This is a genomic window from Secundilactobacillus folii, from assembly GCF_009720675.1.
GTDB classification, from domain to species: domain Bacteria; phylum Bacillota; class Bacilli; order Lactobacillales; family Lactobacillaceae; genus Secundilactobacillus; species Secundilactobacillus folii.
Genome location: NZ_WNJO01000008.1, coordinates 16,429 through 32,309, shown reverse-complemented (window position 1 = coordinate 32,309; position 15,881 = coordinate 16,429). Strand labels below are relative to the sequence as shown.

The 15,881-nt window shown below is 43.6% G+C and carries 14 protein-coding genes and 1 tRNA gene; 2 read left to right on the top strand and 13 right to left on the bottom strand.

The features are described from left to right. Positions 1–23 precede the first annotated feature (23 nt). From GM612_RS07865 to GM612_RS07830, 8 genes are all read right to left on the bottom strand, one after another. On the bottom strand, positions 24–572 hold the full coding sequence (locus tag GM612_RS07865; RefSeq protein ID WP_343031854.1) for a matrixin family metalloprotease: 549 nt from the start codon (positions 570–572) through the stop codon (positions 24–26). Between the two features lie 677 nt (positions 573–1,249). After that, complete coding sequence (locus tag GM612_RS07860) at positions 1,250–1,537, bottom strand: putative quinol monooxygenase (protein ID WP_155431833.1); 288 nt, start codon at positions 1,535–1,537, stop codon at positions 1,250–1,252. 260 nt (positions 1,538–1,797) lie between these two features. Then, positions 1,798–3,033, bottom strand: a complete 1,236-nt coding sequence (locus tag GM612_RS07855; RefSeq protein ID WP_155431832.1) for a condensation domain-containing protein — start codon at positions 3,031–3,033, stop codon at positions 1,798–1,800. Positions 3,034–3,495: 462 nt separating this feature from the next. Continuing rightward, a complete protein-coding gene (locus GM612_RS07850; RefSeq protein ID WP_155431831.1) occupies positions 3,496–4,791 on the bottom strand; it encodes an MFS transporter in 1,296 nt (431 codons plus the stop codon). Positions 4,792–5,434: 643 nt separating this feature from the next. Next, positions 5,435–6,442: an aldo/keto reductase gene (locus GM612_RS07845; RefSeq protein ID WP_155431830.1), complete on the bottom strand. Its 1,008-nt coding sequence runs from the start codon at positions 6,440–6,442 to the stop codon at positions 5,435–5,437. A gap of 255 nt (positions 6,443–6,697) precedes the next feature. Continuing rightward, a complete protein-coding gene (locus GM612_RS07840) occupies positions 6,698–7,090 on the bottom strand; it encodes a hypothetical protein (RefSeq protein WP_155431829.1) in 393 nt (130 codons plus the stop codon). 560 nt (positions 7,091–7,650) lie between these two features. Further along, a tRNA-Gly gene (locus tag GM612_RS07835) sits at positions 7,651–7,721 on the bottom strand. 92 nt (positions 7,722–7,813) lie between these two features. Then, on the bottom strand, positions 7,814–8,029 hold the full coding sequence (locus tag GM612_RS07830; RefSeq protein ID WP_155431828.1) for a DUF2187 domain-containing protein: 216 nt from the start codon (positions 8,027–8,029) through the stop codon (positions 7,814–7,816). Positions 8,030–8,254: 225 nt separating this feature from the next. Here GM612_RS07830 and GM612_RS07825 point away from each other — a divergent pair, with 225 nt between their 5' ends. Continuing rightward, on the top strand, positions 8,255–8,602 hold the full coding sequence (locus GM612_RS07825; RefSeq protein ID WP_155431827.1) for a DUF1516 family protein: 348 nt from the start codon (positions 8,255–8,257) through the stop codon (positions 8,600–8,602). A 251-nt stretch (positions 8,603–8,853) separates the two neighbouring features. On the opposite strand, the gene GM612_RS07820 is transcribed toward GM612_RS07825, so the two are convergent. Further along, positions 8,854–9,633, bottom strand: a complete 780-nt coding sequence (locus GM612_RS07820) for a sulfite exporter TauE/SafE family protein (RefSeq protein ID WP_343031853.1) — start codon at positions 9,631–9,633, stop codon at positions 8,854–8,856. A gap of 197 nt (positions 9,634–9,830) precedes the next feature. Between GM612_RS07820 and GM612_RS07815 the strand changes: the two genes are divergently transcribed. Continuing rightward, positions 9,831–10,175 carry a YisL family protein gene (locus GM612_RS07815; RefSeq protein ID WP_155431825.1) on the top strand — a complete coding sequence of 115 codons (345 nt, stop codon included), beginning with the start codon at positions 9,831–9,833 and terminating at the stop codon, positions 10,173–10,175. A 123-nt stretch (positions 10,176–10,298) separates the two neighbouring features. On the opposite strand, the gene GM612_RS07810 is transcribed toward GM612_RS07815, so the two are convergent. The 4 genes from GM612_RS07810 to asnB all read right to left on the bottom strand — a co-directional run bounded on the left by GM612_RS07810 (position 10,299) and on the right by asnB (position 15,815). Then, complete coding sequence (locus GM612_RS07810) at positions 10,299–11,009, bottom strand: aspartate/glutamate racemase family protein (RefSeq protein WP_155431824.1); 711 nt, start codon at positions 11,007–11,009, stop codon at positions 10,299–10,301. Between the two features lie 5 nt (positions 11,010–11,014). Next, positions 11,015–12,268, bottom strand: coding sequence for a carboxylate--amine ligase (locus tag GM612_RS07805; RefSeq protein WP_155431823.1), 1,254 nt, complete (start codon positions 12,266–12,268; stop codon positions 11,015–11,017). Positions 12,269–12,270: 2 nt separating this feature from the next. Beyond that, positions 12,271–13,806 carry a UDP-N-acetylmuramoyl-L-alanyl-D-glutamate--2,6-diaminopimelate ligase gene (locus tag GM612_RS07800; RefSeq protein ID WP_155431822.1) on the bottom strand — a complete coding sequence of 512 codons (1,536 nt, stop codon included), beginning with the start codon at positions 13,804–13,806 and terminating at the stop codon, positions 12,271–12,273. A 104-nt stretch (positions 13,807–13,910) separates the two neighbouring features. Further along, positions 13,911–15,815 (bottom strand): asparagine synthase (glutamine-hydrolyzing), encoded by a 1,905-nt coding sequence (gene asnB / locus GM612_RS07795; protein WP_155431821.1) that lies wholly within the window; start codon positions 15,813–15,815, stop codon positions 13,911–13,913. Positions 15,816–15,881 lie beyond the last annotated feature (66 nt).

Genomic DNA, 15,881 nt, shown 5'->3' with positions numbered 1-15,881 from the left:
ACCTTTAGACTAATATTTTCGGTTTAATGCACGGTGCCAGCAACTCGTTCAGACTCCCTTTCATGGGAATTAAAAATAACTTTCATCCACGAATCAGTCACAATATCCTTATTGGCATTAACCGTGCTAGAAGTTTGGGCGGTGTTAATAAAGTATTGAGCTGGTGGCAGACTATAGAGGTAACGTACATTGGCAACATCAACCGGCTGAACACTTACATAGCGCGTGGATTTATACATCACACTTTGTTTGATTGGATTATGCGCCAACCCCATGGCATGGCCAAGTTCGTGCTCCGCTACGTTGACCCGCTGACTAGTGGTATAAGCGTATTTCTTAAGCAAAGTGTGCACAAGATGCAACCGAACACTGATAATTCGTTTAGTGGCATCGTGGTCCACGTAGGCCACCCCTACGTAATCTTTTGCAATCAGCGAATTCTCGTCACTTTGCGCAGGCACAATCGTAATTTGAGCGGGTCCTTTAACGATCGTGAATTTAAAGACCCGTTTCGAATTCCAGACGTTAATTGCCCGTTCCCAAACCGACGTGTAATACGCCCCAGTTTTAATTTGGACGGTTGCTTGAGCAGTTTCAAAGCGCCATGGATTAACAGGGGTAGGCCGCGTGGGCGACCGGCGCGATATTAATTAGTGACAAGATTAAAACGACTAGAATGATACTCAGTTTTTTTCGCATGTTCTCACATTCTCTCTCTTGTGCATGAGCGCAGCATCGTTCTTCTGATGAGCCAAAATCTCTCTGGCAAATGGTATTTTACTTGCTTTTACCGGAAAGTCCACGGTTTAGCTTGAAAATCTCAAGTGTATATAGTTGCCATTTTCGAACCGACTTGCTAAAATGCCACCGTAATCAATTCAGAAGAGTTGGTTACAGGCAACAGTAGGTTTCTGCTGCTTCCCTTACCGTTTTTCGCGGATTGCGTTGGAACCCCATGCAGTGTCCTCTAACATTCTAACTGTTATCCAACGCAATAAAATACTAGTCGACGTTCACAAACTACTGTCCCAGTTTGGAGCCGAGACCGGAACGTGTTTTATCAGCTTGCTGGCTGAGATGATATGTTTCGCAGTCCAGGTAGACATGCCTATCTGGACTGTTTTAATTGTTGCAACGCAAATAGCCCCGATAGCTGTCAATCAACAACCATCAGGGCAAGTTTTAGTTTATCATCAATTAATAATGTTAAAACGGTTTAACTCACACATGATTCAAACGAAAAATTCAACTATTCTCCATAAGTCATTCGGTAGATCACAGGATCAGCTGTCAGATAATCACCGACACCAGCTAAAAAAGCTTTGAAGTGCGGCGTTTCGTTATGGAAATCCACTGCGGCGGCGTCTTTCCAGTGCTCAATAATTTCATAGTCGGTGTCGCTGCCTAATTTTTTGAAATGATCGTAACTGACATTTCCCGCTTCAGCACGGGAACCCTGAACCAATTTGTCAATAAAGGCTTCATATTCTGCTTGTTGACCTGGCTTCACGGCTAATTTAACGTTGATGACTTTCATAACAACATCCCCTTTGCTTTGTATGACCTTATTATGCCGGACCCGGGACTAAAACGCCAATGATAACCTCGTGAATTAAATTGTGACCGGAATGTGTCCCACGGGGAAATTCATTTCGAAAAAGTTCCGAAACAGTTTCAGTTCATCAATGGTTATTCCTTCTTCGGGCATACTGAGCCCCGCTCATTAAGTATTTAATTTTAAACGCAAAAATGGCGTTATCACTTGCGGATAACGTCATTTCTTCATGAATAAAAGTATTAATGGACAAGTTCAGCCAATGAAATTTGCTGGATCAGATTGGCGACGTCATTAGCTAATGCCACCCCAAATTTAAATTCTTCGTCCGTACCTTGCATGTTAAAGGCCAGTGTTAACTGCCCGTTAAAGGTCCCCGCCGCAATCTGAAACATCGGTGCCTCACGGAAACCGCCTGTCACGATCAAACTATTGATTGCAACATCGCCAAACTTCGCTTTCTGGTCATCAATGATACCAAAGTTGGTGTAAGCAACTTCCCGGACGTGATAGTTATCTTCCACCGTCTTTTGAAGTTCTGGTAACGTTTTAGTGTGGTAATTATTAAGCAGCCCGGCAACAGAGTCAAAACACTGCCGCTGATCCTTAAGGCTGGTCATTTCTTTATGGAACCGCTCGATCAACTTCAATAATGGTTCGGTCATTTCAGTATCAATATTTAAATTATAGCGGGAAGTCATGTTAGCAATCTGTGTCGTTTCCTCTGGTACAGTTGTGAACTGCCGCATATCGGTTGGACAAGCAAGCGCGATAGAATGCGTACCCGCAAAGTTTTGCATGACGCGACCAAAGGCTGCCATCACCACATCATTAACGGTAATTTCAGCTTGATGAGTAGCCGCAATCAACTGCTTGGTCGCGCCATTTGAGAAGGTGACATGCCCCACACGATATGTGCGTGACCCCTGCTTTTCCAAGTGCGGCAACAATAGCGGTTCATCTGGGTGGTCAGTCTTGCGACCTGGTGTCTGCTGATGCTGAGCGACAAGTTCTTCGAGCCAGCCAATATCTTGACTATTGTGCACGTTCTTAAGCGCTTCTGGCCCCTGAGTATAGGCTTTCGCGAGTAAATACAGTAACTGCTTACTACCGGCACCATCCGTTAAAATATGGCTAATGTAAAGCGTTAAACGAAGACCGCCGTTTTCTTCATTCCAATAGATCTGCAGCTGTGGATCCTTCATGAGATCCCACTTCTGTGCGTCGGTATCCACATCAGTAACCTGGTCATGAATCAGTGTCCGAGGATCATCAGTTACCGATACCCACTGGTTGGTACTCAGTTCGTAACGACAGCACAGTGCTGGCACAACACCACAAACTGCCGAAAGGGCAGCCTCAAATCTAGTTCGGTCTAGCGACTTTTGAAAATTAATCTCAATTCGAACAACTGGGTACAAAGTATCTAGTCCGATTGTATGTAAAATATTAAGTGGTTCACCATCAAAAGTGGTCATTTCTCATCATCTTCCCTAATCATTTAACGATTATTGTACCACTTTTATTGTGAAGTTTAGGACTGCCTTTAGTAGAGAACAAAGGCTGAGATTGTATTTTGAAAATTAAATTCACGACTTGAATAGGCTAATAAATTCAGTATACCAATTTTTAGCAATGCTTCATCAAACAGAATGTTGGACGATTCTTCCCAATTACCAAATAAGTCGTCATGCCCCAGGCATTAAAACTGTCCCAATTCCAATATCTGACCTACGCTACACGCTCATTATGGCGCACCGCGATTTCAAGGTTAACACCCCCGAAATGAGTGCATTACTGAGCATCTCTCAGTCCGTTTTTGCGATTGACCCTAATAAACAGCAAATTCTGCGTGATATTTGATCAAGTGCTGGTAATCAAATAATGCTCGAAATCATTTAATATCGTGATTTCAAGCATTGTTTTGATTATTATTCAAATTATCCAATTGATTTCTGGTTAGTCTCATCACCAAAGATCCAAACGACCAGTCCAGCAAAGAGAGCGATCCCACTGATTGACCAGAAGGCCACGTTCACCGATGCGACCTTTAACATCCAAGCAACGACGATTGGCATGGCAACCGTCATCAGTTTAGCAATTCCATTGGCGACACCTGAACCACGAAAACGGTACTCGGTCGGAAATAGCTCAGATACGTAAACGGCAACGACACTGGCCATTAGCACATAGAAGCAGGTGGTCAGTAAGAAGCCAACAAACACCACCATGACCATGCTATCTTGATGCGCGTACATCATACCAAAGACGGCAGTTAGCAGAAAGGCTGGGACGATGGTGCGTTTGCGACCGATTCGATCAATCATGGTGGCACCGATTGCACAGCCAACAGGTGCCCCAAGCATCATGATAGTTGAAACGCCAAGTGAGTTAGAAATATTGATTCCACGCTGCAACAGAAGGGTTGGCACCCATGAGGTAAAGGCGTATTGGCAGATAATGGTGGCTGAAACGGCCACGATTGCCACAAACAAGCTGATTCCTAATGAATGGTGAACACGCGGATGGGTCTGTGAATCAGCATCGACGTCTTCATGACGACTGCCGTTCACTTCCAACTGTTCAATAATGGCTTCAGCTTCATTTTTACGTCCATGGGCAATTAGCCATCGCGGTGATTCTGGAATGTCTCGACGCAAGTACCACAGAATGGCAGCAATCACTCCGATCATCGCAAACAGTGCCCGCCAGCCAAAGCGTGGCAACACGATCGTGCAGACCAGCATCGTAATGGGCGCCCCGCAATTAGCAACTAGTGAAACGGCAGCACACCATTTGCCACGGTTGTGAACGGGTGAAAATTCATTGACCATTGAATAGCCAGTAACGATCTCAGACCCGAGGCCAACGGCAGCCATCAATCGACAAAAAATCAAAACCGCCATGTTGGGGGCAAATGCAGCGGCAAATGTAAAACCACCAAACAGCAGCAGGTTGATCTGATAGGCCACCCGGCGGCCCTTTAAGTCACCAATAAAGCCTGAAATCAGTGAACCGATGAACAAACCTAAGAATCCGCTAGAAAGAAAGTACGAATTCATCTGAACGGTAGACCAGCCAGTTTTCAACGTATAACTAGCAACGGAACTGGCCATGTAAACATCTGCGGCGTCCAAAAACATGCCTCCGGCAACCAAAGCAAAAATCTTATAAAAAAGTGGCGACTCTCGCGTCTGATCGAGTCGATCCTGCAAACTTAAATTCTGAAGTTCCATGTAACGCATCTCCTTATGTGTGTGACCCTGTAACTGGTAAACAAGTTATGTGGGCTGAGTCTGATCAATCTCAGTCAAAAACATTTTTGAACTATGTTGGTATGTGTGCCGGAACGTCCAACGTGGATCCCCGGTCAAATATGTGTGATTAATCAACTAGAATTTCTAGCAAAAATGACCTACTGTGGGCCATAACTGCCAGTAGTCATTGACGACATCCAAATCAATCCCTTCTCTCAGCGGAATTTAAAATCAAAAAAGCACCTCATTTACTAGAAATGAGGTGCTTGTGCGCCGAGCCTCATTTCTATAACGCAAAATGGACTCGACGATTAATTGTCAGAGTCCTAAGTTATAGTAATAAGGCTAATAAGGAGGTTACAAAGTTATTCGATTGGTTGCCATTATACGCGACTGTTGTCATAAGTTCGTACCTCCCTTTGATTTAATAGTTTTACAGTAGCATTTAAAATGAGACTTTACAAGATATTTTTTAATTTATTTTTAATTAAAATATTTAGGAATATTGTTAATTATTACTGTCCCACTGGGATTTGTTGAGTCTACTACTGGTCGAAAATATTCTGCTTTTATATATTTAAAAATATACCATTCTTATTCACATAATTTACTCATTAGATTATCATTTCGGATCTTTATCTAACAGGACAACACCTTCAGCAGGATTATGGTCAATTGCGCCGACAATTTTGTGCGGAACATAGGGTTCTTCAAGATATTGAATTTCAGAATCACTGAGGTGCAGATCAAACGCCTTGGCGGCATCGTCTAGATACTTACTCTTGGTGGCCCCAACGATTGGTGATGAAACGCCCTTAGCCCATTGCCATGCCAGTGAGACCTGGGCCATTTTCACACCATGCTTTTCCGCCAGCTCATGAACCCTCTCGGCAATTGCCACATCAGTCTTCTCTGTATGATCGTACTTACCCATGGCCACTTTGTCAGTCTGACTTCGCAGGGTATCACTCTTCCAGTTTGGACGAGCCAAACGCCCCGAGGCCAGAACACTATATGGCATCAACGAAACGCCCATCTGTTTGCAAATCGGAATCAGTTCGTGTTCGTCTTCGCGGTAAACCAAATTATAGTGGTCTTCCATTGCGGAGAAGGGCGTCCAATGATTGTCGCGGGCAGCTAGCTGCATATTATAGAATTGATAACCATACATGGCAGAGGCCCCTAAAGCGCGAACTTTTCCGGCCTTCACTAAATCATTCAAAGCTGACATTGTTTCTTCAATCGGGGTGTTGTAATCAAAACGATGAATAATATACAAATCAAGATAATCGGTCCCAAGACGCTTCAAAGTCCCGTCGATTTCACGATTAATAGCTGCCCGTGATAAGCGGCCTTCATTAAAATACACTTTAGAGGCAATCACCACTTTATCTCGGGAAACATTTTTCTTCAGCGCTTTGCCAAGGTATTCTTCACTGGTACCTTTAGAATAAACGTTAGCAGTGTCAAAGAAATTAAACCCAAGGTCTAAAGCGTGAGCAACCACCTCTTCAGTTTGTGATTCGTCCAAAGTCCAGTCATGCATCGTCCCCGCTTTACCAAAGCTCATACAGCCGAGACAAAGTTTGGCAATCTCAATATCCGTGTGACCTAGTTTTGTATACTCCATTTGAACCCGTCCTTTCAGTCGTTTTTTATTAAGTTCAATGTTCCACTCTGTTTATAAAAATTCCATGGATAAAAGTTAGGCTCTCTCCGCTTCAATTAGTAAGGACTAATCTAAATTCAAACACTTTCACACATGCCATCTTAGATGCTTATCAACTCAACCATGATACGCGATTCCCCATCAAAAAAGGTATTGATGAAGGTCATCAATACCAAGGAAGCCAATTTAAAAAATGTTAACAAAAGTGCCGCTTTTTTAACGATAAAAGCTGGCTCCATACCCCTTCTTTAAAAAGTCCGAATAGACAATATGGTGCTTAGAGACCCACTTGAAGTACCGATTCGTCCGCTTTTTAGAGTAAATTGGCTCATAGCCATTAACTTTATAATCATGATGGCCTAAGTAGCGATAACGAGTGTGGTTCAAAACATCCGGATCAGTAACTGCTGCATGACTATAATTCTTGCCAATGCGTATTGTAAATCTCACACCACCAAAGAATTTAATCTTCTTGGTATGCCAAACTCCCCGCAAAGCCTTGGGCATGCCCTGATGCCAAGTTGCCGCCTGAGCTGAAGTACCAGTAGTAACCGCACCCCCAGCTAATCCAGCAGCAACTGCTATAGTGACTAAAATCGATTTTTTCATGTTTTTCCCTCCCTAACAATTCATAGTTTACTCTTTTTAGGGCGATGCGTTTACTATTTTTTGAGCTGTCAATCATGAACGTTTTCAAAACTCAAAATCACGCGACCCTGGCCACTAATATCAATCAAAATGTGCGACGAATCTCCTATAAATTCAGGAAAAAACAGTTCGAGTAAATTATCTAACACCCAAACAAATTACGAGTTTTCTGTTATTGGAACACCAATTTTATATTTAACACATACTAGATTCACTTCAAAAGAATACCGATACATAAAAATTTCTTATTAGGCCCTGAATTCGCGTAAATAAAAAAGAGGCTGTGACAAAAGTTAATATTGGTAAATATCTAATTGGTTTCTTAACGCTGAAGTAGTTAAACATGTTACTCAACCTCGAGACTGAACATGGTCTAAACGTGCGTCAAAACTCAGATCCCGGCCATGCAAGCCAAGAGCGCCGTAGATTCCAAAATCAGGAATCCACGGCGCTCTTAACTTGCATTCTGGGATCTAACCGAGTTTTGTCTCACTCTCTTCAAAACAAGAATGATTCACTTAAGCGGGTAACGGGAATCGGACCCGCGACGCAAGCTTGGGAAGCTTGAATTTTACCACTAAACTATACCCGCAATAACAGTAACTATCTTATCATATTCGGTTCATTTTGTCAGCCAAATCTGCATAAAAATGAGTCCTCATGAAATAGTTACCTTTATTTGATTTATTCCGCCTTCACTTTAACCGCTTTGGCATCGCCTTTTCGGACGATGGCCCGGTTATTTAACTCACCAACTAAGATCCGATCTTCATCATTATAACGAAGGATATGAATTAAAACCGAGTTTTCGTAAACTTTCTCGATTTCACCTTCAAAATCGTGCTCAAAAGAGCCATACTTTTTACCCTTCACGTATTCACCAATTTTATGTTCAGCCATTTAGGATATTTCCTCCACTTCGCATGATGAGAAAGATAATATCAAAATTTAAGATGAAATACAAGGGAGAATTTCATTTTCTGCAAAACTTTCGAAAACTTAATGAAGCATTAAACTTTTTAAATGAAAGTAAGTTTCACAATGGCTTCGTGGTAAACTTGAAGTGATAATTTAAAACGAAGGTACTAACAACCTGCAACTATTTTATTGAAGGACGTGACCCTCATGTGGCTTAGTATTTACTTTGTCAGCTTGATCCTGTTGATACCTGTAACCATTATTGGCCTCAACCGAACATCGGAAAAACGAATCGCTCAATTTCTGATCCTCGATCGCATCGTTTACCTCATCATGGCCACTGCAATGATTGTCTTGATGATTCGAACCTTCATGCATGCGCCGTGGCTGGTTTCACTGAAATTCCTGCTTGGCGTGTTAGTCATTGTCATCATTGAGATAGCGTTCGGGCGAAAGCAGGAGCACAGCCTGTCAATTGCTTGGAGCATTGGCATCACCCTTTTCATTCTGATTACCGCAGCCGTCGACATTGTCCTGACCCTTCACTCTATTTAACTTTCAAAAGTGACAAGCGTGTGATGATCCCCTTTAAACGTTAATCAGATAGCCACTAAAACGATTCCTCAGATTAAAAAAATCGCTTTAGTGGCTATTTTTTGCTTTAAAACTGGCATAGCTGATTATGTTGCCACTTAATCAGGATATTTGAATCAAGAAAATCGTCACAACTTCACGAATAGCGTCGCTTTTACGCCTCATCCTCTGACGGTATGTCTAGACTAACCAGTTATCATTTTCACTTTCAATCAAAAGTAAGCCGTCACAAACAAATCAATTGCTAATCCAACCGCCGCAATCGCAATCAATGCTCGCAGCAATTTAATATTGACGTGACGCACAATGATGGGGCCAATGTAGCCACCAATGAATAACCCGATGCCCATCAGGATAGCGAAGTGCCAGTTAATTTTTGATCTAAAAATAAAGATGATCGTAGCTACCAAATTACCAACGAAAGCAATCACGTTTTTCATTGCGTTAATGACGGCGAAGTCTTCGTTCAAAATGATTGACAGCAGTGCCAAAAAGATCACACCGCCTGCCGCGCCAAAATACCCGGTATAAGCACCTACCAATATAATGCCAAGATAACTGGCCACGCGAATTAAGATGCGCTTCACAGGGTGGGCTTGCGCTGCCTTCAACCGTTCCGTTGTATTATCCGTCTGTCTCCCAGACACAAATAGCATGATGGCTGCCGCTAAAATGAAAAACGGCACCACCTTTTCAAATGAGCCAGCTGGCGCGATCAGCAGCAATGTACTGCCACCAATGCTACCAATCAGAGACAATATGACAAACATGACCAGCTGATGGAAATGGCCACGCAGCTCTTTCAATGACGAAACGGTCGCACCAACACCAGAAAAAATCAGTGCAGTCGTATTCGTCACGTTGGCGATGACTGGTGGCAACCCGACTGCTAGTAATGCTGGATAGGATACTAAGGAAGCCAAACCAGCTGTTGATGCTAATAGACCGGCAACCACGCCTGCCCCAAATAAAAATAAAACCGTTCCCAAAATAATCTCTCCCTCTGAGCCTGACATTCTCAAATTTTAAAAATACCTTGATTATTGTACCTCATTAACTAAACGAATTCAGAATAGATAATAGATTTAACCGTTACTGTTAAAACCAAGACGACATTTTTCATGAAATTAAGTTATAATTAGTAAGTAACTAAGCAAACTTTGCTTTAAATTTCTTGGAGGCGTTAATGATGTGGCTACTTATTCATTTAATTTCATTTATTTTGCTAGCGTTGGTCACGCTAATTGGGCTGACTCGGCACAATAAGAAACAAATTGTGCCGTGGTTGATGGCCGACCGGGTACTGTACATTTTGATTCTGATCAGCGGTGGTGTGTTGATTTTTGGGGCATTCAAGTACGCCCCTGTGATTATGACCATTAAGGGGTTGCTCGGGTTAGCAGTAATCGCCCTGATTGAAATTGCTTTTGCGCGCAAACAGGAACGAAAACTATCACCGATCCTCGCTTGGTGCTTGGCAATTGTTATCATTGTCACAGCATGCCTCGGCCTCTGGTTAGTTTATGGCCATTAAACCAGCTACTTCAATTTAAAAGTCTGGCACAGCTAAAAAGCGTTGATGAATTTCGGGAAAATACCGAAGTTTACCAACGCTTTTTTGCTCTTAAAATTAAGTGCTCTTTGATTCGGATAGAATTTAGTGCTTCTGCTGTTTCAATGCCAGTTCCAAAGTCCGGTCAACAAGAATCGATTGGCTGTCAATGATCGGCTTATCGGCCACTGGTTCACGATCTTGAGCCAGCGATAATTCAGTACAGCCCAAGACCAAGGCGTCACAGTGAGTCTCATCAAACATCTGTTGCACTAACCCGTGATACAGCTCAGGATCGACATAATTATTGTCCTTGATGTTGTCATAAATCAGCCGATTGGTCTGCTCTTGAACGGATTGACTAGGCGCAAGAAACTGATAGCCAGCTTCCTGAATCTCATGGTCATAAATATGATCATATATCGTGCCTTCAGTCGCAATTAATCCGATCCGTTTAGCGCGAGGATACTTTTGCCCAATTTCCTTCACGGCTTCACGTGGCATGTGCAGGATCGGGATATCGGTCGCCGCTTGCATCTCATCAAAAAAGTAATGAGCGGTATTACATGGTAACGCAAAGAAATCAGGCTTTAACTGACTCTGAACTTTGATATCTTCCACTAACGGTTTCAGTGGACTGGCCTGAGTGTGATCCTTGATGTACGCTGTTCGATCAGGAACCGTGGCGTGATTGACCAGAATATAATCCAAATAATCCTGATCACTGTTGGCTGGCGTCCGCTCATTTAACTGATGAATATAAGTCTCAGTCGCTTCAGTACCCATTCCACCAATGATCGTAAAGAAATGCTTCATCAAAATTACCCCTTGTTTTCAGCGAAATAACGGTCAAAATTCTTCGTATAATTATGATTCATCCATTTGATCAGCGCCCAACGCTTCAGGTTCATATCTGCTGAATATTGATAAGTGGTGCCGTAGCGACCAGCTCGAATCAATTCCAAAGCCCGATCCTTATCGGCGTTTTCACGCGCGTATTTCTTAAAAACGTGCACCGGAACTCCCAGCCAAACAGCGTGCTTACTCTCATCTTTATTGCCGTAAACGGTTGGCTGATCCACTAAGTCCTGCTTGACGTAATCCTTAACGACCCAGTCAGCAAGGTTGTAGCCGTTCAGAGTGACGAAGAAACTGCTGCGCCCCTGACGTAAATTAATTTCAAACAGTTTGAAAGTGTCATCGCGCACGTCGTATTTCATATCAAAATTCGCGTAACCAGTAAATTCAATTTGCTCTAGAAAGCCTTGAATCTGCTTGTAAATGGCCTCGTTGTATTCTGGCAGAATTGCGACATAGTTGCCAATCGCACTGGGGGCTGGATCCTCTAATAACGGGTGTCCCAGACACATCATCTTCACGTGATGGTGCTGGTCCACGTAAGCGTTTAATACCCGCATATTGCTATCGTCACCGGGTACGAAGTCCTGCAGGATAAAATCGGACTTGTAACCATTAGCGTAGGCGGCGTCCAGTACGCGGTCGAATTCTTCACGGGACTGAATTCGAAAGGCTTTTTTACGACCTTCAAAATGCACGTCGAGCCATTCCACGCTATTTGCCGGCTTCAGGGCTACGGGGTAATCAAACGGCTGCTCCACCTTCGCCGAACTGTCATGTTCCGCTTTAGAAATCGTTCTGGTTGCGGGATACGGTAAATTATAGCGGTCACAAACTTTGTAAAAGTTCTCCTTGTTATTTAGTTGTTTAAGCAGATCATAATCAATATACGGACAAATGAAGACGTCTTCCAATTCCGCCTTGTGCTTGGCAATCAGCTCTGCATAGCCATCACCACAACCGATCAGAATCACTGGTTCATCATGATCACGGTAACGTTCCTTGATTTTTCGCATCGATTCGATCCACACTGGGTCTTCGTCGAATCCGGGAATCAGTTCCAAATCAACGATCTTAGTAAACCGGGTTGGCGCTAACTGAATCGAAGCAATCGCCTTTACGGGCTGATGGTACAGCGCATAGAGTGAGCGTGCCATCCCGTAAACGTTAAAATCACTGCCTAATAATATTGGGGTAAATTCTGGTGTTTGTTGCATCCTTACAATTCCTCCACTGTTTGTTTTGCAATCGTGACATCCGTCGCGTACGGCGTATTCACACCCTTGATCTTCTGGTAAGCGTCCTCACCCTTGCCAGCTAACACAACGATGTCGTCAGGATCGCTCATTTTAATTGCGGTCTGAATCGCCGTCTTTCGATCCATCACGTATTGAACCTTGACCCGTGAATGGTCGATATGAGCATCGATCTCTTCGGCAATTTTCTTTGGGTCTTCAAAGGCTGGATCATCGGTTGTCAAAATGGCAACGTCGGCTTCTTCACTCAGCGCCTTCCCGAAACCTTGCCGACGAGATACTCCTTTGTTGCCAGTACTGCCAACCACCACAATGACTCGACCGGCATCCGTTTGAGTGCGTAAAAAGCTCAGCAACGCTTTCAGGCTGGCATAATTATGGGCGTAATCAATATAAATCGTACCGTGATCTTGGCTAGTCACCATTTCCATTCGACCAGGAACGTGAACGGTCGTCAGAGCGGTTCTGGCATCGTCGTAACTGGTGCCAGACAGTGCGCTGGCCATGATGGCACTCACCGCATTGCTTTCATTGAAGTCGCCGGGAACGTGCAGTTCGTAGCTGCCATCCACTTTTAAGGCCCGACCCTTAGGGGAAAGACCTGTCACCTGAAAATCGCTTTGATGCAGGGTTTCGTTGGTATTTTTAAAGGTTACATCCAGCTTCAACGGCATGGAAACATCCGCACCCTCACGCGCATACAGGTAAATATCCTCCGGCTGAGTCGTCGTTTTAGCCGCGTAATAAATGTCAGCTAAATGGTCAGTCTCCGCGTTAATAATACATTTGTCAGCATTCACCAGCAACTGTTCCTTACAGTGCAGGTAATCCGCAAACGTGGGGTGTTCATTTTCACCAATATGGTCGGGGGTGATATTCAAAAAGATACCCACATTATAGTGCAACCCGTAAACTCGGTCCTTTTTATAAGCTTGGGAAGATACTTCCATTACAAGATGAGTCATCCCATTATTCACTGCGTGCCGCATGTCATGAAAAAGGTCCAGCGATTCCGGTGTCGTCAGATCCGATTTAAACCGGTCTTCAGGGGCATTCCCAACGATGCGGTCGATGGTCGAAAATAGCGCCACCCGGTCGTGTGTATGGGTTCGTTCAATACCATAGGTGAAATAAGAAGAAGTGGTCTTCCCCTTTGTCCCCGTAAACGCAATGATAAATAAGTCGTTTTGCGGATAATCGTAGAACGCAGCACCCAGTAATGACATCGCCTTTTGAATATTGGTCACGATGATGCTGGTCATGCCATTACCCTCATCATACTGGGTCTCTGAAACGTAGGCGGTCGCGCCGGCCGTTTTGGCGTCAGTTAAGTAAGCTGGCTTAAAGTTGCCCTTGCAAAAAAACAGGGTCGCTGGCTGCACCGTTTTCGAATTATAGCTCACGTGTTGAAAAGTCTGCTGCGCCACTGCAGTATTCACAGTCGTTAATAAATCGTGTTCTCGTAATAAAGTCACCACTTGGGTAATATCAAGTGACATGGCTTGTTCATCTCCAATTAATTGAGTCCTAAATTCTATTGTTTCACATTTTCATGCAAAAAGAAACCGACATTTCCAGCCGGTTTCAGTTTGATAAATGCAGTTTAGTTAGCAACGGGAATCTTATCGATATCCGTCCGGTGAACCTTCTTGATCGTATCTGCCGTGGTGTCTTCTGGGAAGTAAACTTCGTACCACAAAATGAAGGTATAAATGGTAAAGATCTTTTGCATCGATGACTTACCGTTAATGTGTTCTTGGAGAATGTCTAACAAGGCATCCGTATTGAAGAACTTCTTGGCAACGTCAGATGTGAAAGCTTCTTCAATTCGCTTGCGGTACTTGTCCTGCTTGATCCAGCTGGCAATTGGAGATGGGAAACCAAGCTTTTCTTTCTTGGCAATTTTTTCAGGCAGTTCAGCCATCGCTGCAGTCCGCAGAGAGACTTTCGTTTCGGTTCCGCGAATTCGCGTTTTAATAGGCATCGTAGCCGCAAATTTAGCAACTTCTTTGTCCACTAATGGTGTTCTGACTTCCAGCGAATTGCACATGCTCATCCGGTCGGCCTTATGCAAAATGTCGTACGGCAACCAGGTGTTAATGTCAAAATACTGCATCTGAGTCATTTCATCTTTGCCCTTAACATCATCAAAGATATGCTTAGTGTATTCACCAGCATCCCGGTTTAAATCTGGGTTCTTTAAGATCCGTTCACGATCATGGTAGTCAAAGACGTAATTGACCCGGTAGTAACGTTCGCTTAGCGGTTGAGCGCCACGAACCAGAAAACGGCGACCGTGGAAACGCGGTAGGTTAACGACAGCCTTTGCCAGTCCCTTGCGGACAAACTTTGGTACGTATTTTTGATACGTTTCAAACGGCTTGGCTTCCAAGTAGGTATTGTAACCACCAAAGAATTCGTCAGCCCCCTCACCAGACAAGGCAACTTTGACGTGTTTGCGAGTTCCCTTCGATAGGTAGTAAAGCTGCATCGCTGAAGGATTTGAGAGCGGTTCGTCCATGTAATACATAATGGTTGGCAAGATATCAAAGTAGTCGTCACCGGTCATCGTGATCGGTGTATTGTCCTGCTTGATTTCCTTGGCGAATTCCGTTGACCAGCTCAACTCACTGTATTTAGAATGATTGAACCCCAACGAAAACGATTGAATTGGCTTTAACTTAGCAGCCTCGTTGAGCACGTAACTGGAATCGATCCCACTGGAAAGAAAACTACCCACTTCCACATCAGCGATCATATGGGCATCAACCGATTCGTCAACGAGCTTACGAATCTTCTTTGCATCGCCTTCAATGGTTTGATTAGGGTCGATATTATCGTAGTTAAATTTGTAGTATTCGTGCGTCTCAGTGTGACCATCCGCCTTGTGAATGAAGTAGTGGCCGGGCAATAACTTGAAGACGTTTTTGAACATGGTATCCTTTGAAGGAATAAACTCAAAGCTGAGGTGAATCGCCAGCAGATCCTCGTTAAATTCTTTTTTGAAGTTTGGGTGCTCCAAAAAAGCCTTAATCTCAGAGGCCCAAAGGAAGGTTTGGCCATCATCGTAATAGTACAGGGGTTTGATACCGAAATGATCACGGGCGCCAAAAACTTCACCAGTTTTAGAATCGTAGATGGCAAAGGCAAACATCCCGCGCAAGTGTTGCAGCAGGTCTGGACCCCATGCATCATAACCGTGAATCAAAACTTCTGAATCAACATCAGTCCGAAATTGGTAACCGAGGTTTTGGAGTTCTTTACGAATATCTTGATAATTATAAATTTCACCGTTAAAAGTTAATACTTTTGTTTGATCCTGGTTGTACATTGGTTGTTTACCGTGCGCCAGGTCAATGATTGATAAACGACGAAAGCCCATTGTAACCTTGTCGTCGTTGAAATATGCTTCGTCATCAGGTCCACGGTGACGAATGCGGTTTGCCATCTTGACGATCGTATCGCTAGGAACATCAGACTGGTTGACGTAACCAACAAATCCACACATGTAGTTTATCCCCTTTATTCCATTTATTTACGGTTTCTCGAGCGTCAAAATTCGACGTCGATATTG